General features: G+C 41.0%; 21 protein-coding genes. 4 read left to right on the top strand and 17 right to left on the bottom strand.

Annotated elements, in window-relative coordinates; all coding sequences use genetic code 11:
• Positions 1-238 precede the first annotated feature (238 nt).
• A complete protein-coding gene (locus KQI58_RS10970; protein ID WP_216409041.1) occupies positions 239-1438 on the top strand; it encodes an enolase C-terminal domain-like protein in 1200 nt (399 codons plus the stop codon).
• Between the two features lie 65 nt (positions 1439-1503).
• Here the strand turns inward: KQI58_RS10970 and KQI58_RS10965 are convergent, their stop codons facing one another.
• From KQI58_RS10965 to KQI58_RS10940, 6 genes are all read right to left on the bottom strand, one after another.
• The gene (locus KQI58_RS10965; RefSeq protein WP_216409040.1) at positions 1504-2211 is read right to left on the bottom strand and encodes a GntR family transcriptional regulator; all 708 of its coding nucleotides are present in this window, start codon (positions 2209-2211) and stop codon (positions 1504-1506) included.
• A 94-nt stretch (positions 2212-2305) separates the two neighbouring features.
• Positions 2306-3313, bottom strand: coding sequence for a lipoate--protein ligase (locus tag KQI58_RS10960; RefSeq protein WP_216409039.1), 1008 nt, complete (start codon positions 3311-3313; stop codon positions 2306-2308).
• Between the two features lie 20 nt (positions 3314-3333).
• Entirely contained in the window at positions 3334-4071 is a 738-nt protein-coding gene (locus KQI58_RS10955) for an MBL fold metallo-hydrolase (protein WP_216409038.1), read from the bottom strand.
• Positions 4068-4844, bottom strand: a complete 777-nt coding sequence (locus KQI58_RS10950) for a DUF975 family protein (RefSeq protein WP_216409037.1) — start codon at positions 4842-4844, stop codon at positions 4068-4070. The genes KQI58_RS10955 and KQI58_RS10950 overlap by 4 nt, the downstream gene beginning before the upstream one ends.
• Before the next feature lie 155 nt (positions 4845-4999).
• Entirely contained in the window at positions 5000-5170 is a 171-nt protein-coding gene (locus tag KQI58_RS10945) for a hypothetical protein (protein WP_216409036.1), read from the bottom strand.
• Positions 5171-5238: 68 nt separating this feature from the next.
• The gene (locus tag KQI58_RS10940) at positions 5239-6318 is read right to left on the bottom strand and encodes a M42 family metallopeptidase (protein ID WP_216409035.1); all 1080 of its coding nucleotides are present in this window, start codon (positions 6316-6318) and stop codon (positions 5239-5241) included.
• Between the two features lie 177 nt (positions 6319-6495).
• Here KQI58_RS10940 and KQI58_RS10935 point away from each other — a divergent pair, with 177 nt between their 5' ends.
• Positions 6496-6906: an NUDIX domain-containing protein gene (locus tag KQI58_RS10935; RefSeq protein WP_216409034.1), complete on the top strand. Its 411-nt coding sequence runs from the start codon at positions 6496-6498 to the stop codon at positions 6904-6906.
• Positions 6907-6943: 37 nt separating this feature from the next.
• On the opposite strand, the gene KQI58_RS10930 is transcribed toward KQI58_RS10935, so the two are convergent.
• Genes KQI58_RS10930 through KQI58_RS10920 form a run of 3 tightly spaced genes read right to left on the bottom strand, consistent with a single transcriptional unit; the run spans position 6944 to position 10183 of the window.
• Entirely contained in the window at positions 6944-8116 is a 1173-nt protein-coding gene (locus KQI58_RS10930) for an ABC transporter permease (RefSeq protein ID WP_216409033.1), read from the bottom strand.
• On the bottom strand, positions 8103-9239 hold the full coding sequence (locus tag KQI58_RS10925) for an ABC transporter permease (protein ID WP_216409032.1): 1137 nt from the start codon (positions 9237-9239) through the stop codon (positions 8103-8105). The genes KQI58_RS10930 and KQI58_RS10925 overlap by 14 nt, the downstream gene beginning before the upstream one ends.
• An 11-nt stretch (positions 9240-9250) precedes the next feature.
• Complete coding sequence (locus KQI58_RS10920; RefSeq protein ID WP_216409031.1) at positions 9251-10183, bottom strand: ABC transporter ATP-binding protein; 933 nt, start codon at positions 10181-10183, stop codon at positions 9251-9253.
• 212 nt (positions 10184-10395) lie between these two features.
• On the opposite strand from KQI58_RS10920, the gene KQI58_RS10915 reads away from it, so the two are divergent.
• A complete protein-coding gene (locus tag KQI58_RS10915; protein WP_216409030.1) occupies positions 10396-11496 on the top strand; it encodes a sensor histidine kinase in 1101 nt (366 codons plus the stop codon).
• A gap of 41 nt (positions 11497-11537) precedes the next feature.
• Entirely contained in the window at positions 11538-12161 is a 624-nt protein-coding gene (locus tag KQI58_RS10910; RefSeq protein ID WP_216409029.1) for a response regulator transcription factor, read from the top strand.
• 98 nt (positions 12162-12259) lie between these two features.
• Here KQI58_RS10910 and KQI58_RS10905 read toward each other — a convergent pair whose 3' ends face one another.
• The 8 genes from KQI58_RS10905 to KQI58_RS10870 form a co-directional block, all read right to left on the bottom strand.
• The gene (locus tag KQI58_RS10905; protein ID WP_216409028.1) at positions 12260-13408 is read right to left on the bottom strand and encodes a hypothetical protein; all 1149 of its coding nucleotides are present in this window, start codon (positions 13406-13408) and stop codon (positions 12260-12262) included.
• A gap of 372 nt (positions 13409-13780) precedes the next feature.
• Complete coding sequence (gene dltD / locus KQI58_RS10900) at positions 13781-15046, bottom strand: D-alanyl-lipoteichoic acid biosynthesis protein DltD (RefSeq protein ID WP_216409027.1); 1266 nt, start codon at positions 15044-15046, stop codon at positions 13781-13783.
• Complete coding sequence (dltC, locus tag KQI58_RS10895) at positions 15046-15279, bottom strand: D-alanine--poly(phosphoribitol) ligase subunit DltC (protein WP_088933251.1); 234 nt, start codon at positions 15277-15279, stop codon at positions 15046-15048. Before dltC ends, dltD begins: the two co-directional genes overlap by 1 nt.
• A 38-nt stretch (positions 15280-15317) precedes the next feature.
• Complete coding sequence (gene dltB, locus KQI58_RS10890) at positions 15318-16538, bottom strand: D-alanyl-lipoteichoic acid biosynthesis protein DltB (protein WP_216409026.1); 1221 nt, start codon at positions 16536-16538, stop codon at positions 15318-15320.
• Positions 16538-18049 carry a D-alanine--poly(phosphoribitol) ligase subunit DltA gene (gene dltA / locus KQI58_RS10885; RefSeq protein WP_216409025.1) on the bottom strand — a complete coding sequence of 504 codons (1512 nt, stop codon included), beginning with the start codon at positions 18047-18049 and terminating at the stop codon, positions 16538-16540. The genes dltB and dltA overlap by 1 nt, the downstream gene beginning before the upstream one ends.
• A gap of 44 nt (positions 18050-18093) precedes the next feature.
• Positions 18094-18243 carry a teichoic acid D-Ala incorporation-associated protein DltX gene (locus tag KQI58_RS10880; protein ID WP_216409024.1) on the bottom strand — a complete coding sequence of 50 codons (150 nt, stop codon included), beginning with the start codon at positions 18241-18243 and terminating at the stop codon, positions 18094-18096.
• Positions 18244-18489: 246 nt separating this feature from the next.
• Positions 18490-20502, bottom strand: coding sequence for an FtsX-like permease family protein (locus KQI58_RS10875; protein WP_216409023.1), 2013 nt, complete (start codon positions 20500-20502; stop codon positions 18490-18492).
• Positions 20492-21259, bottom strand: coding sequence for an ABC transporter ATP-binding protein (locus tag KQI58_RS10870; protein ID WP_216409022.1), 768 nt, complete (start codon positions 21257-21259; stop codon positions 20492-20494). The genes KQI58_RS10875 and KQI58_RS10870 overlap by 11 nt, the downstream gene beginning before the upstream one ends.
• Positions 21260-21459: the final 200 nt, after the last annotated feature.

Below are 21459 nucleotides of genomic sequence, written 5' to 3'. Positions count from 1 at the left end.
GTGTTTCCGTTTTCACCCACATAGTAGCATGGTAAACCACTCTTGTAAAACCAGTCCTTTTTGTTAATAATTAAAAATAAACAGCTCTATACCAACGTTCTTATAAGTTTAATTAAAAAATTGGACTGTTTTTACGTGCTTTAACTCCTTTTTTTTAGACCAAATTGACAGCCCTATCATTTACATGTTTCAATGAGCATGCAAACGAATCTTATCTATGTACATTGGAGTGAAGAAAATGACACCTACTATCATTACAGATATAAAAAGCTTCGCCATCAAACCTGATCGCCATAATTTATTAGTGGTCAAGGTAGAAACGAACAAGGGCGTCTCCGGCGTCGGCTGCGGAACCTTTCAATTTCGGCCATTAGCCGTTCAAACAGTCGTGGAAGAATACTTAAAACCATTACTGATTGGAAGAGACGCGAATCAAATCGAAGACATTTGGCAAGTGATGAACGTCAATTCCTATTGGCGCAACGGACCCATCACCAATAATGCCATCTCAGGTGTCGATATGGCTCTGTGGGATATCAAGGGCAAGCTGGCAGACATGCCATTATATCAATTACTCGGTGGGAAAGCGCGGACCGCAATTCCAGCTTATACCCATGCAGTAGCAGATAACCTAGATGAACTGTATAGTGAGATCGACAAATTCTTAGCAGAAGGCTATCGTTACATTCGCTGTCAATTGGGCTTTTACGGCGGCAATCCAAGCAGGCTGGAAACGCCTGAAAAACCACTTGAGGGCTCTTATTTTGATCAAGAGGACTATATGCAGACGACATTAGACATGTTCGAAAGCATTCAAAACAACTACGGCAGCCAGTTTCAAATGCTCCATGATGTCCATGAACGTCTTCATCCCAACCAAGCCATCAAATTTGCGAAGGCTGCAGAAAAATACAATCTCTTCTTCTTAGAGGATATCCTGCCGCCAAACCAAAACGAATGGTTGGCGCAATTACGCAGTCAATCAGTAACACCGATCGCAACCGGCGAATTGTTCAATAATCCGATGGAGTGGAAGGAATTAGTTCGCAATCGTCACATTGACTACATGCGTGCGCATGTTTCCCAAATCGGCGGGATCACTCCAGCCTTAAAATTGGCTCACTATTGTGAAGCGATGGGAATCCGAATCGCTTGGCATACACCCTCCGATATTACACCAGTTGGGTTAGCGGTGAATACTCATTTGAACATTCACTTGCATAATGCTGCGATCCAGGAAAATATCGATGTTCCTGCGAACACACAAAAAGTCTTTGGTAATATTCCAACTCCAGACAAGGGCTTCTTTTATCCCATCGAGGAAAGCGGCATCGGTGTGACCTTTAATGAAGAACTGGCGGCCGAGTATCCAGTCGTTTATCGCACTCACGAATGGACACAAAGCCGGACACCGGATGGAACGATTGTAACACCATAAAAATAAAAGCAATGACCCGTACTTCTGCCTTCGAAGTGCGGGTCATTTTGTTTGCAATAAGATTTCTAATCAATCCGTGACCGATGAATCTCACGGTCAAAGGGACGAATATACGTTACAGAATAATCGATCGCCACGATGCTGCTGTATTCAAAGATCTGCCCATCCTCCAAAATGGCTCGATTCGTAATCTGCATCGCGGGTGTTCCGCGTTTACAGAGCAGCAGCTTGGACTGCTCCTTGGAAGTTGTGATGGGGTCATAGCTGGTAATGTAATGAGAGATGCGGTAGCCCTTCTGCTCCACATAGTTTTGAATCGAATGCTCTACCACTTCCTGAGATAAGTCAGGAAACATCGAGACCGGCATCTTTGAAATTTCTAACTGTTCGATTTTGTAATTGACGATCCGAATCCGCTCAAACGTCCAAATTTCCTCGCCTTCATTGATTTGAAAGATTTTCTGTTCGTCTAAGGTGGCAGGTGTTTTCTTTAGTTCGATCATCTTTGAATCGATCCGGTCATAGGGCGTTCGAGTCAGCGAATTGAAGATCAGCGGGTTTTTCACCCACTTCTCGTGAACGAAAATCCCTGACCCCTGAACGACGCGGACGATCCCGATTTCTTCTAAATTTTTCACTGCCTGCTGAATCGTAAAGCGGGAAACGCCATAGATTTCCGCTAACTTCCGCTGATTCGGCAATTTTCCATTATTAAATTCTTCCTGATAGATTTTACTCAATAAGTCTTGAACGATGAATTCACGCTTTTTCATAAAGAGCTCCTTTATTCTGCTTTCACTGACTATCTTAACAAAAATCAAAAAAACAAACGACCTTTTGCTAAACAGAAGGTCGTTTGTTGGACATTTAATAAATCAATTCTAAGAAATCTTCTTTGGTGATATTACCAAAGTAGTGAGTTAAGTCAATCTGATCAATGCATTCCTCTAGGGCTTTTTTATCATAGCGCGTACCGATCAATTGGTTCTCAACATCCTTGATCTCGCCTAAGCCAAAGAAATCACCGAAGATTTTGGCTTTTTCGATCTTACCGTTGGCAACGTCTAAGCGAACTTCAATCGAACCGATAGAAAAACGTTTTTGCCGTTCCAAGTTAAACTCTGGTGAACGGCCATAATTCCAATCCCAGTTTTTGTAGTATTCTTCCGAGATTTGATTGATTGCTTTCCAGTCTTCCTCATTCAACTCATGAGTTTTCACTTGGTCCACACTGTCTACACCAAAAATCTGCAAAAGAATCGCTTGGCGGAATTCTTCTGTCGTCATCGCTTGTTTATCAGCCGGTAAGTAATCTTTGATGTTCGTCACACGAGAACGGATCGATTTGATGCCTTTGGATTCGATCTTATCTTTCTTAACTTTTAAGGCATTGACGACTTCATCAATATCACTATCAAACATCAAGGTTCCATGAGCGAACATCCGGCCATTTGTCGAATACATCGCATTACCGGAGAATTTCTTGTCGTCAATCACAAGATCGTTCCGACCTTTTAATTGTGCCCCTTCAATTCCAAGCTTATGCAAGGCTTCAACGATCGGCTCCGTCAATTTTTTGAAATCTCTAAAGGAGTTGCCATCATCTGGCATGATAAAGCTAAAGTTCAAATTTCCAAGATCATGATACACAGCACCCCCGCCACTTAAGCGGCGAACGACATGAATCCCTTTTTCGTCCACATACTCTTTATTGATTTCCTCGATCGTATTTTGATTACGACCAATGATAATCGACGGTTCATTGATGTAAAAAAGCAAGATTGGTTCATCGAGCGGCATATTTTGTAATAAATACGTCTCGATGGCAAGGTTTACTCGTGGATCACGTTCTTTGTCATTTGGTACATATAGCATAGTTCCAACTCCTCTTTTTCTTATATTTCAAAAACTTTGTGGGGCTGAGCCAATTCAACGGGAATTTCCCCGCTAACGGCTGCAGCTTGTTGACGCAGCTCTTCCAGATCACCGTGTTGCGGCAAATGAGTCAAGACTAGCTTTTTGACTGCGGCATTTTTGGCAAATGTTCCCGCTTCGCCTGCGGTAAAATGAGCTTTATGTTTTTCGTTGCCATTAAACAAATAAGTGTCCGCTAAAAATAGATCGGCGTCCTTGGCAAATTCATTAAAGGATTCCAAATACCCAGAATCACCTGTAAAGACAAAAACAGCTCCGGTTTTTTCTTCCACAAAGCGCATCGCATAGCAAGGCACCGGATGAATCGTCTTCATAAACGTAACAAGAAACGGTCCAAGTTTCAATTCTTCTGCTTCAAAGTAGGAACGACCTTCCGTCACACCTTCCATGGTCAAATCGTTGAAATGAAATTCGTCTTCTGTATGTCCATAAATCGGCAAAATAGGCTTAGGTGTTTGCGTTGGATAAAGCTGCCAATAATATTGCAGCACCCCGAGATCCGCAATGTGATCATGATGGTAATGCGTCAAAATCACCGCATCCAAGTCCAGCGGATCAAGTTCCTTTTCCAATTCCACAAGGGTCGAACTACCAGCATCCAGTAATAAGTTAAAGCCATCAGCCTGCAGCAAATAGCTGGTGGTTCCTTGACCTTCATAAGGATATGCACCTAAACAACCGAGTACGGTCAGCTTCATGCTAATTCCCCCTGATCAATTTTTTCCTTCAAGGCTTGGTCATAAAAAGCAGCACTCGCCGTATTTACATAGACCGCTACGAAAAGCAGACCTACGATCAATGCGACAAACCCTAGAATGTACCAGCCAATGAATGACAATTGCAATAAGATATATTTACCCCAGCGATCCTTCAATAAGACCCAAGCACGTTTGATACAATCAGCCACACTCAAATCGGGATAATCAAATTTCACCCAAACAGCGAACTTAAAGATGATACTAATAATTGTTGTTACCAGTAAAAAAAGTAACGTTGAGATGACATAAAGTCCTAATACACCAATGTTCATCAGCGTAGAAACACTTTCTGTGTTCGTCGTTAATCCACCAGTTGAAATCAGCGAGATATATACACTACTACCCGCTTGCAACAATAATGGAATGAAAAAGATCGCTGCCAAAACATATTGTACAATTTGAGCAAGAATATTGATGATCATCAACGGAACATAATATCCCTGCTGAAAAACAACAAAAATTTGACCCAGTTCAGCTCGACCACCCCGTACGACATACAAGCTGACATAATATAATGAGTAGCTAAAAGCAAAAAGTACCAGAATACCTAATAAAAATGAGATTCCTAACTGAATATTCGTATTGTCAGTCATCGTAGAAACATTACTAATTGCTGCTGTCAGCAGTCCAACGATCACCACTAACCCTACATTAATTCCCCATTGACCATTAAGACGGTCTTTCGCCATTTGACGATAATCACTAAGACGCATAAAAACACTCCTTCTTCATTTTAAAGTAATTATTTTTTCCTTCCGAAAAAATAAGTTTGATCCTCAAGCCGTATACTATCCGACTAAATTTCTGCCTTCTAGTATTGAGCTAGCTCGTAATCAAGTTTGTATTTTTCACAGGCAGCAGCAGACTCCTATGACTCTGCTAATTTGGCTATTTCTTCGTTTAATTTCTTTATTTTTTGTTCAATTCGTTGTTTTTCAGGTGCAATTGGAACATTCGCAAAGGTTAATCGCTTAAATGTTTGCAATTCCTTTTTTAAGTGTTCCACTTCTGTACGTTTTGTATCTATCTTCGTAGTCAAATCGCATTTCTCCTTTGACAAGAACCGAGGGACATAAAACAAACAACAACCTGTTTTAGCTAAAGAAATTAGTAATTCTTGATTTCTCCAACTGTATCATAGTCTAAACGAGCAACGACTTCCGTGACTAATTTGACCGTATTAAAATAATCCTCTTCGTGAATAATCGAAGTATGTGAATGCAGGTAACGGACTGGTACTGTGATAGCTAATGAAGGAACACCGTCCCGTGTTAAATGCATTTGACCAGCATCGGTTCCACCACCGGCAATCACTGTATACTGGAATGGAATTTCTAATTCTTCAGCAACATCGATCACGAAATCCAATAATTTTTTATGAGGAACCATCGATGCATCATAGATTAGGATTTGCGGACCTTTTCCAAGAACGGAATCCGCCTCTTTTGGTGTCATCCCCGGTGTGTCACCCGCGGTACCTGTATCTAACGCAAACGCGATATCTGGATTCACAATATGAGAACTTGTCCGAGCTCCCCGTAAACCAACTTCTTCCTGGACATCACTGCCGGCGAACAGCACATTGTGATGCTCTCGCTTGGATAAATTTTCTAAAACACGTAAAGCCACAGCCGTCCCGATCCGGTTATCCCATGCTTTTGCCAATAAGAATTTCGAATCATTCATTCGTTGATATTGAATATATGGTGTCACCATATCGCCAGGACGAATGCCCCATTCTTTGGCTTCATCCGCATTTGATGCCCCGATATCAATAAACATATCTTTGATTTCGAACGGGCGTTTCCGAGCTTCTGGCGTCAGCACATGTGGTGGTTTTGAGCCGATTACGCCATGAATGATTTTTCCTTTACGGGTTTTGATTTCAACTTGTTGTGCCAGCATCACTTGATTCCACCAGCCGCCAATCGTTTGAAATTCTAAAAAGCCTTTTTCGGTGATCTTGGTAACCATAAAGCCAACTTCGTCCAAATGTCCTGAAATGAAGACTTTTGGTCCGCCGCCGCCACCGTGCTTTGCGATGACACTGCCTAACCCATCAAAGAAAATGTCGTCAGCGAAACCCTTCGCATAATTTTTAAAGACTTCTCTGACCTCATCTTCATTTCCAGCGATGCCGCGTGCTGAAGTTAAATCAATCAATAATTGCTCTTCCTGTTTTTCCACTCTTACTCCTCCTGCTTTGCTAAAAAATATAATTGCTTTGTATTTGACTATCCATAAAAAAATAATCGCTCAAATTCTCTTAAAACAAGAAAGCTGGATAGCGTTTATCCATAAATTAGTATACCATTGTCAAAAAAATCTGCGTAGTATGTTGTATAATCACTACGAGGTGATCAAATGACACGTTTGTTGGCGATTGAATTAACTATGATGGTCATGCTGGAAAATGAGGCAGGGGAAATCTTAGTACAGGATCGAAAGAAGAAGGATTGGCCCGGCTGGACTTTTCCGGGTGGTCATGTGGAAAAAGAAGAAGGCAGCTATGAGGCTGCTTTAAGAGAAATTGAAGAAGAAACGGGATTGATGATCCAACCCGTTCTGCGAGGAACCGCTGAATGGAACAACTTAGCTAAGGAGACTCGTGAGCTGGCATTTCTTTATACGGCGACAGTCAAAAAGCAACCCGTTCCCGAAGATCTCTTTTGGGTCAAAAAAACTGATTTAAACACACATAAGCTTGCAGGGACTTTGAACGAATTACTCCCCATCTTTTTCGGTGAAGAACAACAGATTTACTTTGAAGTATAAAAAATCAGCGTAGCCTATACGGACACGCTGATTTTCCTTATGCTTTCACCTTTTTATAAACCAAACTCCCCTTTTCTTTCATCGTGATCATATGAATGACCCAGAAAGCTGCCGCAAATGCTAACAGCACGCCAGATTGGAATAAGAATTTATCTAGGAAAGCTTGATTGAAATTCACTGTTTTTCCGATCAATTCATTGTTCTGGGCAAACCAATAGGTCGGGGTGAAGGCGGCGATTTTATTTACCACATCAGGTAAGAACGCACTTGGTACAAAGACTCCGCCGACAAAACAGCTCCCCATAATAAAGATATTATTGATCCCCGCGATGGCATCTTCATTTTTCATAATACTCGTAACCAATACCGAAAAGCTGATAATAGCTATGAAAAAGGCGAGTGTATTCAGTACGAAGTAGCCCATGACCTGATCGAACGCTCCTTTAGTGATAACTAAAACAAAAGCTATAAACAGGACCCAACAGAAGATTGAATAGACCAAATTTCCAATCGCAATTTTTCGTGATAGCTTCCGGCGCGAAATTGGTGAACAGCTGTTGCGGCGACTGATCTCCTCACGATTGAAGGCTAAGTTTACTGCGGCATAGCCACTAAAAATCGACATGAACATTCCATAAGCCAATAAGTTATAGATTTGTCCGCTGACCTGTTGCTTTTTCTTTTTATGATACGTTAGATCAAAATTTACTTTCCCATCTTCCTTCAGCGTTGACTGAGTTTTCTTGAGCACATCCTTTGGACTATCCTCTGGCATTTGCTTTTGATAGGTCAAATAGGTATTCATAAAATTATTGATTGTCGTATCCACTAATGATTTAGAAAAGGTCGCTGGACGCGTCTTGCCAGCTAGTTTCACACCTTCTCCTTGTGCTAACTTCTCAGAGAAGTCTTTGGGGATCTCTAAAATGTATTCTACTTCATCAAAATACAGCGCATCATCCAACCCTTTTTGCGAGGTATCCTTCAACTTAACAAGATTATGCTGCTTACCTAAATAATCAACGAAGCCCTTTTCAATCGCAGAATCATCCTCTGAAAGAATCGCGATTTTCGCCCCGGTTAATTCTTCTGCATCTTTGGTTAATTGTCCAGCATAGAAAAGGGTGATCACTGCCATGATAATGACCCCTAGCAGCAAACTGCCTTTTTTCCTTTTTAAAATTTCCAGAATCGCCTTATAAGTGGTCATATTGCACCTTCCTTTCGAAAGAATAGTTAAGCAGGATAAACAACACACCAAATCCAACTAACCAAATCAAGTTGGTATAAAAGGGTGTCAACGATTGATAGTAGAATAATTGATAAAGACTTTCACTGATTAGATTAACAATATTAATCCGTCCTAAAAACGGCAGATTCACATCGATCCAATATTTAATTGACTGAGAACCCATCATTCCCGCTAGGAAACTCATGATCATCGAGATCGATATCCCGATTGATATTTTTTGTTGAAAATCCAGTTTTGAAAAAACATTACCGATTAACGTACCAAACGAAATAGCGGTAAAGGTGCCTAAAGCGCAGACGAGCAAAATATAGTTCCAATGATCGCCAAACTCAACTTGATAGACAAATCGATAGAACATCAGAATCAAGACTGTCTGAACAAAGAACAGGATAAAGCTTGCCAGCATATTGGCAAATGAAACAAGTAATTTATTTCGAGGGATCAGACATAAGCGGATACCTTCAGGTGATTGATTGGCCTGCTGGTCATTTGCGTTGCGCAGCCCCCACATGAATCCATACATGATCGTCATACCGACCAATGTAAAAAAGTAGAAGGATTTCAAATTGAAATTTCCTGTGCCGTTTCCATCTTTCACATAGCTCTCCTGCTGAAGCAGCTGGTTGATCTCTTGCGGTTGAACCTTCCCAGTTGCCATCAAAGTTTCTGCCTTATTGGTATTTTGCAGATATTGATTCAAGACTTCTTTTAAAACCGTTTGCTGCGTGTCACTTTTACTGACAAATAGTTCAATTTCTTTTTCGTCAATTGTAAAATAACCGGAAAGCTTATCATTGGCTAACTGCTCTTGGGCTTTTTTCTTAGTCATTGCTTTGCTTTTAAAAATCACTTTTCCATCTTGCTTGATTTCCTTTAACACATTCTCAAAGCGTTCCTGATTGGCTTCATCAGTAGAAACGATTCCGACCGTGGATTGCTCTGTCCCCCAAATTTTGTCGAGATCGCCAAAGGCTAGATTAAACAGCAGACCTAATGCGATTGGAAAAGCGAGGGTCCAAAAAAGTAAGCTGCGATTTCTTAACAGAACACGTAATCGATACGTAAACAAACGAATAAACATCTTAGCTCCTCCTAATCTCTCAATTCTTTTCCAGTTATTTCTAAAAAGACATCGTTTAGTGTCGCCTCTTGTGTATGAATGTTGGCATACATAATTTTTTCGACTTCAAAATAATTTAAGATCGGCAGCAAGGTTTCCTTCAACTCTTTCGTCGTTACACTTAAATAATTTTCATCATAAGTTACTTCGATAATCGATGGAAAAGCTCCGACCGCATCCACTTGTTCTTGGGATAGTCCTGGAACTTCAATAATTAATTTTTCATTCTCACGAACCATATTTTTCAATTGTTCTTTGCTGCCTTCCGCAATCACTTGTCCTTGGTCGATGATGACGATATGGTTACACAAAATCTCGACCTCTTCCATATAATGCGTCGTGTAGACAATCGTTGCACCCATCCGATTTAACTCCTTGATGCTGTCCAAAATTTTATTTCGACTCTGAGGGTCAACTGCGACAGTTGGCTCATCTAAGAAAATCAATTCCGGCTTATGGACAATTCCGCAAGCAATGTTCAACCGTCGTTTCAATCCGCCGCTTAGCTGTTTCGGATAAAATTTGCGAAACTCCTCTAAGCCAACGAGCTGAATCACTTCTTCGACATATTGTTCACGTCTTGCTTTTTCTTGAATATACATTCCGCAAAAATAATTGATATTGTCCGTAACAGTCAATTCTTCAAAAAAAGCAATTTCCTGAGGGACAACCCCGATTTTTTGTTTGATGTTATACTTTTCCGGTCCCATTTCTTCTCCAAAAATCTTGATTGATCCGCGGTCATAGGTCAGTAATGAAAGAATACAATTGATAGTAGTGGATTTGCCGCTGCCGTTTGGACCAAGCAATCCCAATATCTCCCCTTTTTTTACAGATAAATTTAAATGATTCAAGGCGGTGAAATCACCATAACGTTTTACTAAGTTCTCGATTTCGATCAACATTTGAAAAACCCCTTTTCCTTTTCTTCTTACATTTACTATAATGAAAATAAGCGTTTGCTTGTAGTGAGTTTGCGCCAATCATAAGATGACAAATGTCATTTGATTCGTGCAGAATTTCACCTAAATCAAATGACGTAATAATTGATGATGCGAATCAACCTTATTTCTCCGCAATCAGAGAAATGAAGCCTTAATACAGAGTAGGAGCGTCAATGAAAAATTTAAACAGCTATTCAATGGATTTTTTCTTTTTAGAATTGATTGGGATCCTGTTGCTTTTTCAACAGGATTTCAAACCGCAAATGGTGGTCTATTTGTTAGCCAGTATCCTTTTGGCCGGTCCCGCTCTATTGCTGAAGCAGGCTTTAGGACAAGCATTGGGCGTTTTTCCCTTATTAATCCTAAGTTTTTTCTGGCCCCCACTGCTGCTTTTCTTGCCGGCAAACCTGCGGATCGCTTGGCGCGAAGAGATTATTTGGAGCTGGGCACTAATCGTCTTAGCAGTCCCCTTATTACAAGATGCCTATTCTTCACCAGAGCGTATGCTGATTTTACTCTTGAGTAGCTTCGCGATCCTTTTAGCCTGGCGTGGAAAAAAACAATCCGAGATAAAAGAAGCCTTGCTGCAATTAAAGGATGACAGTTGGGAAAAGCAAGAACTGTTGAAACTGAAAAATCAGGAGCTCATCCAATCGCAGGAAACCTTCATCGATTTGGAAATTTCCGAAGAACGAAATCGGATCGCTCGCGACATCCATGATAACGTCGGACATCTACTATCTAGTGCGATTATTCAGCTTGGCGCAATTGAAGCAGTCAATCAAACAGAGAATTTAAAAAAACCGTTGAACCAATTACGGACAACGATTCATACAGGGATGGATAATATTCGCGAAAGTGTCCACGATCTTCACGAGACCTCACTTTCCTTTTCAAAGGGACTTGAATTATTAATTGCAGATTTTCAATTTTGCGAAGTGGAGATTCGGGGAAATGTTCCAGAAGGTATGAATCAGGAGCAAGAACGAACGCTGCTTATGATTCTTAAGGAAGCGCTGGCTAATGTGATGAAACACAGTAATGCTACCAAAGTGACACTTTCATTTAATGAACTGCCTGCCTTTTATCGACTGCAAATTCTTGATAATGGAACGCTTGCCAAGAAGAGCGGAGATGGCATTGGTTTAAAAAGCATGCGGCAGCGCGTAGAACAAATTAACGGACAACTGCATGTCTCACAAACTCTAGATAATTTTCTAATTCATATCGTTCTGCCAAAAGACAGTCAAACATCCTTTCACAATAACCATTGAACAAGAAGAAAAGATTCTATAGTACTAGGAGGAGGTATGCCATGATTCGCGTTGTTGTTGTTGACGATGACCCGTTGGTAACGGAATCATTGAAAACTATTTTAGAAATATCTGATGAAATAAACGTTGTCGGTACCGGAAATTCCGCACCAGAAGCAGTTAAACTATATTTGCAGGAGCATCCGGATGTTCTATTAACAGATATTCGTATGGGAGATAGTACTGGGATCGAAGCCGCAAAAGCGATTTTTAAACAGGTGCCAGAAGCCGTCATTTTATTATTAACGACCTTTTGCGATGATGACTATATCCGGGAAGCTTTGCAGATCGGTGTCAAAGGCTATTTGATCAAGCAGGATCTGGGCAGTATTGTCCCTGCAATCAAAGCTGTATATAATGGACAGACTGTCTTTGGAACAGAGATCGTAGGAAAATTAGCTTCGATCTTGACGGATCAATCTCTTCGCAAACAACCAGCCATTGACTTATCTGAAAGAGAGGAAAGTATTCTGATTGCAGTCGCCAATGGCAAAAACAACAAGGAGATTGCCCAAGAGCTGTTCTTGAGTGAGGGTACAGTCCGCAACAACATCAGCCAGCTATTAGATAAATTAGGGGTTCGTGACCGAACACAGCTAGCAATCTTCTATTATAAAAATTATTAGCAAGAAATTGACTAGAGTTCCAAAGAATATTTTCTTTGGGCTCTTTTATTTTACAATTTGAAGAGGCAACAACTATACCTGTTTAAAAATTAAATCGCTCATTTTCTTTTCTTCTTAGCACTATCTCCCTTCTTTTTCCAACTGCCTTTTTTCTGAGGCCCATTCTCAATCAAATTCCGAACATAAGCACCTTTAGGTGTCAGCAGTTTCGTCTTGTTAGGCTTCTGTGGTTTTGCGGTTGGCGGATCAGAGACGTCGGTTGCGGTTTTCGGCGTAGCTCTGTCTTTTAACAAGGTTTGTGACGTCTGGGCGCTCATAGGTTCGAGATCGAGAGTAGGTTCTTGCATTTCAAGTTCATCCGCTACCGGTTCCTCCGGCTCTTCTTCAGTAAACACCACCCGAACATTTTCTAAACTAACCACATCGGGGTGTCCTACGCGAACCAATGTCAGTAACTCTTGATCATCCAACGTACTCAGATCAACTCCTGCGGGCACAACGATTTCGATTGTCTTTACTTCTGGCGCTTCTGAATTTTGGACGGACGCTACTTGTAGGGCGTCTTGATGTTCTACTTGATCCTCGACTTGTTCCTCAACTTGTTCCTCAACCGATACTTCCTCTTCCACAAAAGTATCTTTTACTCCTGGGCGCTTCGCTTGGACTAATTTTACAAACCGTCTTACACCAGCAGCTGTCTCAAAGAATGCCACAGTCGTAAGGATTTCCAGAATTTGAGAAGTTTCCGCCCTTGAGCGTGTTTCGTCTGCATCAGCAATCGTCAGCGCGTGCTTCTTGCCTGACGCATCTTCAAAGGTAGAAACGAGCCGAAGAGCCAGCTCTGGATTCTGCGGTTTTTCTGTTCCGGGATTATCTAAACGTTTTTTATATGCACGAGCTTTCTCGGTTAACCGATAGTATTCCTTTTTGTCAACAAACAAGCGGCGAACGACCTTGTCCCAATCTCCGCTGTTTTTGAAATAATCTTTAAAATAAGCACAGTATTCACGCAGCGCATCACTAGGCTCTGCTGTCAGGAACACCTCACAAACCAATTCTTGGCAAAGAAAAGAAAAATCACTAACAACAAGTGAATTTCGTACCATAACCACTACAAGGTACTTAATAAATGTGGCAACATCTTGAGAAAATTCGAAATAGCTAGCGATTTTCGCCTCCAGTGTGGTTCTTTTCACTCCAAACAAGGTTCTCGGTAATAGCGGTTTTTCCTGCTTCATCGTTTTCATTTGTATGGGCTCCCTCCAGCCATGTATACGCTTTATTATTTGATAAAAGTATAACGCTAAAAGTGAAAATGGAGTTTTTTTCTTTCGTAGTTGAGAATTAAAAAAAACAAACGTTTTCGTTTATAGGTGTTTTTTTAATTTTTTTAAAGTTACAGGTGTGATTATGCTTATTCTCTCTAAATTGACTATAAAGATATGAAAAAGAACACCTAAAAAATAAAGTCCAGTCACAAAGTTGTTTTGCTTGTTTCTATTTCACTTCAAAATTCTTTTTTTTAAATAAAAGTGATCCTATTAAATAGCCCTTTTACTTCGCTGATTTAGACAATAAAACAGGGCAATCACAAGTTTACAAGTGTGATTGCCCTGCTTCTATTTTATTGCATCTGGATTCATTTCCTGCCATTCTTTACTTAAGAAATAGCGATTGTTGAGGGTATAATTTTCGCCTTGAGACTTAGGATTTCTCAAAAACGGTGCGATTTTTTTGTCTGCCGCTAACCAGCCCTTCCAACCCAAATGAATCGTATCTTGCATGAAGTACGGTGTATTTTGTTGGTCTGAATAGTCAGCGATATTGGTGAAGCCCTGAGAAGTTAATTGATATTTGATCTTAGCCGAGAATTGCTGCAACATCTCATCAGAAAGACCTGTAAATTTCGCCCAGCGGCCATTGACAGGTGGAATGATAAAGAGCACATCCGCATGCTTTTTCGCTAATTGATCAAGCGCCAATTGAAAATCGGAAAACTCTGGGGAATAGCGATAATCCCATTTTCGTTGCGAATTGGCAAATCGATCCATATGAGGTTTGATTCGTTTTTGATAAAAACGATGTTGAATACCAAATTCATTTCCTTGAGTCGCCTGCTTGCCTAAACGATTGGCTAACTGATTCAACTTATGCTGATCATAAGCTTCAGGCAGGGCTTTGACATTTTCATCAATCGCCTTCTGTTTACTGATCATCCCGATCGTACTGAACAATTCATCTTCACGTTCCAACATATTTAATTTTAGCTTGCTGAAGGTGACATCCGTTTTATCTGGCAAACGGCCATCCATCACTGCATCCAGCATTCTTTCTAAACGTTCATCTTTTCTTACCACTCCGTAATGCGTCAGGCGTTGAGCCAAATATTGATCACTGGCTTGGACTTTTTTTAGATTCAACAGCCAAGTCAAGGTTTGCTCTGGGGAATAATAGGCATCAAAATAGTCACGTTTGATCCCATTTTTAACAAACCATTGTGGAGAAATGATGAAGACCACCTTTCGATCTTTCAGCTCGTTTCCCAACGACTGCATCATCATGAATTGGGTCAGCGACTGGGTTCCCGGTGCGCCCATCAAAAACGGAGTATAGCCGCGGTCATACTTTTCGGCTAGGACCGATGGATGGAACGGACTGATCCGACTCAATTCAGAGGAACCAAAGAAGGGGACGTATTTATCGGTACTTAGGGCTTCCTTTGTGATACTGTTTCCTCGCAGAACATTTCCCGCCATCGAACTTGAAGCAGCTTTGATCAGCTTTGGATCGTTGCTGTTGATTTTAAATGGTGAAAAAAACAGAAGAACCAATAAACCTGCCGCTAAAAGGATCGGCCCAAAGATACCGAAGAGTTTCTTTTTCATTAGGCTTGCAATGCTTTCACTTGTTCAATAATTTTATTTGGTGTGTTCCATTGAGCGCGGTCAAACTCTGAAACTGGTACTTGCACGCCTAATTGTCCTTCGATCTCAACCAGTAATTGAACGGTTGCTAAAGAGTCCATCAAGCCTTCTTCGAATAAATCCACCTCTGGATTGTCTCTTACTTCGTCTGTTCCTGTGATATCTTCTAAAATACTAAATAATGTGTCTTCCATGTTACTCGCTCCATTTCGTGTTTTTGTAGTTTAGCTGTTTATCTTCCTAGAAAGAAATTGTGAAATATTAATTTATCCAAAAAACCTGAGAAGATCAAAAAGCTTAAGCAGACAGCGTTGAAGGTTAAGAAGATTGCCAACGCGTGGGTAAATTTATTAGATGGTATCTGTTTTTTGTGTTTCTTCTTGAATCGCAGCCACGCATCAGTCAGACAAATCAATGCAGCGTGGTAGAAGCCATACAAGATGTAATACCAAGTCAAGCCGTGCCAAACGCCCATGATCAGGAACAAAGCGAAGTAGCCGACATTTGACGCGACGATCCGACTCTTGAAGGTTTTCTTTTTAATCAAGGTGAACATCAAGCGCATGTAGATGTAATCGCGGAACCAAAAGGATAAGGTCATGTGCCAACGATTCCAGAATTCTTTGATGTTCCAGGATAAGAACGGCTTATTAAAGTTCGGTGGTGTCTCGTATCCCATCAGCTTGCTGGTACCTACTGCGAACAGACTGTAGCCAGCGAAATCGAAGAACAAATACATACTATAGACATACATATAGCCGACTAGGCCCCAAGAAATGCCCCCATGCTGCATCGCCATTCGATCAACGATTGGCAGCAGCACTTGACCAAAATAATAGCCGATTACAAATTTATATAAAAAGCCGACAAAAATATCGTGAACACCAGCGCCTAATAAATCGACGTATTTTTCTGGTGTAGGCGGCTCCTTCAAATCTTTTTCAAAGCGGCGATACCGATCGATCGGACCAGAGGAAATCGTTGGGAAAAACAGCAGGAACTTGATATAGTTCAACGGGCTGTATTCCTTGATCATCCCATCACGCATTTCCATGATGATCTGAACCGATTTAAAGGTCAGATAAGAAATCCCTAGAAATCCAAAGAGGGAATTTTCGCCATCCATGAATGGCGTGACTTTGACTAGGATCAAAGGGACGATACTTAAAAATACGGCTAAGTAAAAGATACCCGCTTGATTCTTGTTTTTACGATAATGGTTGTAACACCAAACAAGAATACTTTGGAAGATCACGTAGCCGATCAATGCCAGTCCTTGGCGATAATCCTTTCCGCCAAAAGAAACATACAAGAAGAACAGTGTGATCAGTGATTGATACCAACCGATTCGTTTGCCGCGAAGCAGTAAGCTTAAAATTAACGGTAGCAGCGCCACAATCAAAATAATGAAGTAAATCGGTGACGCGTATGGGACCATGTGAGGTACAATCATCAGCTGTTCACCTCGTTAATTAATCGCTTGCGGTCAATTTTGCCGTTTGCCGTCCGCGGTAATTGGTCAACATAGACAAATTTTTGCGGAATCATGTATTCCATGACGCCTTCTGCCAGTTCTTCTTTCACTGCTTTGGTTAGCTGATACGCTTTTTCAAAGTCATTGTCATTGGCAACAACATAAGCGACTAATTGCTGAACCTTGTGGTCTTGATACTTTGGAACAACGGTCGCTTGCTTCACATAAGATACTTTCTCTAAATGATGATCGATGTCTTCCAGCTCAATTCGAAAGCCATGCAGCTTCACTTGGAAATCGATCCGACCTTCATATAGCAGCAAGCCATCTGCCTGCAAACGTCCAGCATCACCGGTATGGTAGGCAGGAACCCCGTCAATCTCAAAAAAGGCTGCTGCTGTTTTCTCTGGATTGTGCATGTAGCCCTTTGAAACGCTGGGACCCTTAATGATAATCTCACCAGCAGCACCTTCTGCTGCTTCGTGATCTTCATCATAGATCAAAACTTCCGTGTCTTCTTTAATATAGCCGATCGGTACACGATCGTATGTCGCCAAAACCTCTTCTGTCACTTCGATTTGTGTCATAGCAACCGTTGCTTCCGTTGGTCCGTAAGTATTAAAGACCTTCGCATTCGGGAAGCGACGAAGCAATTCAGCTGCTGTCTTACGCGGCAACTCTTCGCCACAGAATTGGAAAATCTTTAGTGAAGGCACATGTTCGCCATCAAAGGTCTTCTCCATTAGACAGATATCCATGAATGACGGGGTCGAGACCCAGACCTCCAAAGCTAAATTTGGTAAAAAGCTGAATAATTTCTTGAAATCATTGATGACCGTTTTTTCCATAGGGATCAGAGTCCCGCCACTGCAAAGGGCTGGATAAACACTCATGACCGAAAGATCAAAGGAATACGGCGCCTGTGACAAGAAGCGCATCCCTGGTTCGATCCCGAAATCCTTCAAATCCCAATTCACAAAGCTCAATAAATTCTTGTGACTGATTTGAACACCCTTCGGTACCCCAGTCGTTCCAGAAGTAAAAATGATATAAAAAGTTTCGTCAGCTACGACTGGCTGCAGGTCCGTTGGCGCTTGTTCAGTCGTAAAGAGCTCAGCCAGCTTGACTGGTGTCACAACTGGAATAGTCACGTTGATTTCTTCGGGCCAAGGTAAAACACTTAAGATCATTGCTGGCTGTGCGACTTCTAAAATCAATTGGATGCGATCCAATGGTGTGTTTGATTCGATCGGAATATAGGCATGTCCGCTTTTAGCAGCCCCTAAAAAACTAGCGATCATTTCAAATTCCAATTCACCGAAAACAACGATTGGTGTGTTTGATTCTATGTTCTGATTCAAATAGTGTGCTAAGTTATCGGACCATTGATGCAAGGTTTGATAACTGAACTGTTCTGTTTCTGATTGATAGGCAATTGCTTCTGGCGTTTCATTCGCCCATTGATCAATTGCTGTGATGATGTTTTGCATGATTGTCCCCCCGTTCGATTCAAGAACGAACTTTTTTCAATCGATTAAAATTCGTTATAGATAAAATTACCGCCTTGGATACTCTTGTAATGGTATAAGTAAATTAGAATCAAAAGGACGGCAAAGTAGAAAAACGTCTTTCCAATAAAACTTAACCAGTAACGAGTAGCGGGGCGTTTAAAAAATTCCTTCATCCGATCGCCCTCTCCCTTTTATTTAGTACTCATTATAGGAGGCTGCCAAAAATCTACCATTTGATTCTCTTACATATACCGCTTTCAAACGAACAGTTTTGTCACATTGATATCCGCAACACTCGGAACAGTGTTTATAATGAGCAAATTGCCTGCTATCATTGGTTTTCTGCCGATGTAACCAGGAAAATAGCTAGACGAAAAAACAGGATATACCGAATATCGATTCATCCTGTTCTTAAGCTTTTATAAAAGTTTCTTCTGATAGACACATGTTGTCCAATAGAATAGCGCATAGACCACTAGCATCAGTCCGCAAAATAGATAAACAAATCCATAGTTGGCATTTTTAGCAATATGAGAGATGACCGAGATGGCTAGCATACTGTGAATCAGAGCCAAGATCGCTGGAATAAAGAACACCACTCGATTTTCACGTTTGATTTCTTGATAAATCGTTTTTTCCGGAATGCCCATTTGCCGTAATAGACCGTATTTCTTTCGTTTTTGCTTAAATTCGGAAAGTTGCCGCAATGTGACCATACTAGCTGTCACAATAATAAATGTGGTGGTCACAAAGGTTACTACGAACAGCACTAGTCCCATACTGCTGCGAGTCATTCGATAGACTTCCTGATACGAGGTATACTCTGAACGATAGACCGTTGATCCATCTTTTTTATTTCCTTCTCCTTCTACAATATCTCCGACAATCTGCTTATTTTTCCATGTCAGATCATAATGTATTGGATAATCCCAATCGCCCTTCAGATTAGCACGAATCATTTGATTCAGCTTGTTCTCAAAACGATCTTCTACATCAATTACCTCTAACGCATAAGAAACTCCGGATAATTCATCAAAAAGTTCATCAGAAACGACAATCATTCCCGTACCATATCGCAAGCTCGTATCGCCGAAAAAATTAGGGTGCGTTTCTTGAACCTTCAGCTTCTGACTTTTCAAATAAATGATTTTACTGTAACGAGCATAGTCATTCAGATAACGCTGATAGGAGCTCAAAACAACTGTCGAATCAGTAGACTTCAGCTGAATGTTCTGCAAGGTAGGATTTGTTTTCCGGAAAGCCTGATAGTCAGATATCGAAACGACATCCGTAATCTCTGGCTGAGAATTTACACCCTCTCCAGAAATTGCGACGCTTTGCTTGGCCGGCACTGCTTTTAAGTGTAAGGTTTGCCGTTGATAAGGAGCAACGCTTTGCAGCTTCGGTGCCAGCTTCTGATAGCTTTGCTGTGTAATCATCACGGAAGCCGGGGCAATTTCATCAACTAAACGCATTTGTAATGAAACAAGCGCCGCCATTCCTCCTAAAATCGCCAAGGCTAATCCTAGCGCAACTGTAATGGAACCAAAAAAACGCCATTCGCTAAATAGCCGCAATTGCCACTCGCTTCTCGACAGCATCCCCAAATTTTTATTTAAACGCTTTGGTCGATAGGAATTATACCAGCGCAATGTGAATGCAAAAAACAAATAGCTGCCCAATACACAGAGTAAAAAGATTAAGCCCATTAGTAAAGCATTTCCTCGCAGCAAGCCAAAACGATCACTCACTGTCCGAGAAAAGACAACATAGGTCACAGCCATACCCCAGCCGCTTAATAAAAAGAGAGCCCCGATACTACCCGCGATTTTTTGCGGCAAAGATACCTTCATCGCTTGAATTTTTCGCAAACGAAGCTTTTTTAAGTGAGAAAATTTCGACCCCGATACCAACCATAAAATCTGGAAGGAAACAACCGCCAATATAAAGAGCACCACTAAGCCAGTTGCTATGATCGCATCGGTTGAGAAAAAGAAATGCACTCTCAGCGGCAGATCCATGGCCTTTACCAAGATCATACTAAACAACTTCGACAAGAGAACTCCCACGCCGATCCCGATTACAAAAGAAAAAATTCCGATAAAGAAGATTTCTAAAATGAACCAGAGACAAATCTGGTAGTAGTTCAACCCATACAAATGGAAGATACTGATATCCTTACGCCGATTTTCTATGAAAAAACGATTGGTATTAGCCATAAAAAACAACAAAATCAGTACAACCGCAAAACTCCCGAAGCCTAACACCCCGACTAACTGGGTATTTTTTCCGGCACTGCGAATCAAGGGCTGCTCATAGGTCATCGCTGTAAAAGAGTAATAAACCATTACCGCAAAAATCAGACTGAAGAAAAAGATCAAATAGTTCGACATCTGCTTCTTGAAGCTCCGCCAAACAATTTTAATCAGCATTGGCCTTCCCCCCTCCGCCGATCGTGGCTTGCATATCAATGACCTTTTCAAAAAAATCCTTGCGAGACGACCGACGGACAATTTCAGAGAAAAAGCGGCCATCCTTAATAAACAATACTCGATTACAATAGCTAGCAGTATAAGGATCATGGGTCACCATTAAGATCGTGGTTTCCTCATGAAGATTCACCTCATCTAAATAATTCAAAAACTCCGACGCAGACTTAGAATCTAACGAGCCTGTGGGTTCATCGGCGAACAAAACCAATGGACGGCTGATCAAAGCACGGGCCGCTGCTGTTCGCTGTTGTTGACCGATGGAGATTTCTTCTGGGTAACGTGCTAAAATTTGCTCAATCTTCAAAATTTTCGTCAACCGAAGCACCCGTTCTTCAATCTCTTCATTCGAGAGCTTGCTGACAGTCAACGGTAAAATAATATTATCCTTGACCGTTAAACTATCAATTAGATTAAAGTCCTGAAAGATAAAACCTAAATTTTCTCGCCGAAAATCCGTCAAACGATTCTCCCGCATCTGGGTAATATCTGCGCCGTCGATTTTAACGGAGCCCATTGTTGGCAACAAAATCGTGGAAAGAATATTCATCAAGGTCGTCTTGCCAGCACCACTGGGACCCATAATGCCAACGAACTCACCTTTTTCCACACTAAAATTCAGATCATTTAAAACAGTAACTTTATTATTTCGTGTGCCGAAGCTTTTACTAAGATGCTGCACATCGATCATTTTTTTCATAGGTTTCTCCTTATTCGTTTTAATGTAATCATTTTTTCTAAAAGAAAAAATTAGGTTGATTCGAATGCCGTATATCATTCAACTAAAGCCTTCAATCAATATATTTGCTAATTTTGATAATTTCTTTTTTGCCTAAGTCTCCTGCAAAAAGTTGAACTGACATCCTTATTCGTTTTAATGTAAATATTTGATCCTTCCCC

The organism is Enterococcus raffinosus, assembly GCF_018917525.1.
Classification (GTDB): Bacteria; Bacillota; Bacilli; order Lactobacillales; family Enterococcaceae; genus Enterococcus_A; species Enterococcus_A raffinosus_A.
The sequence above is the reverse complement of the archived record's forward strand: the minus strand, read 5'-3'. Positions and strand labels throughout refer to the sequence as shown.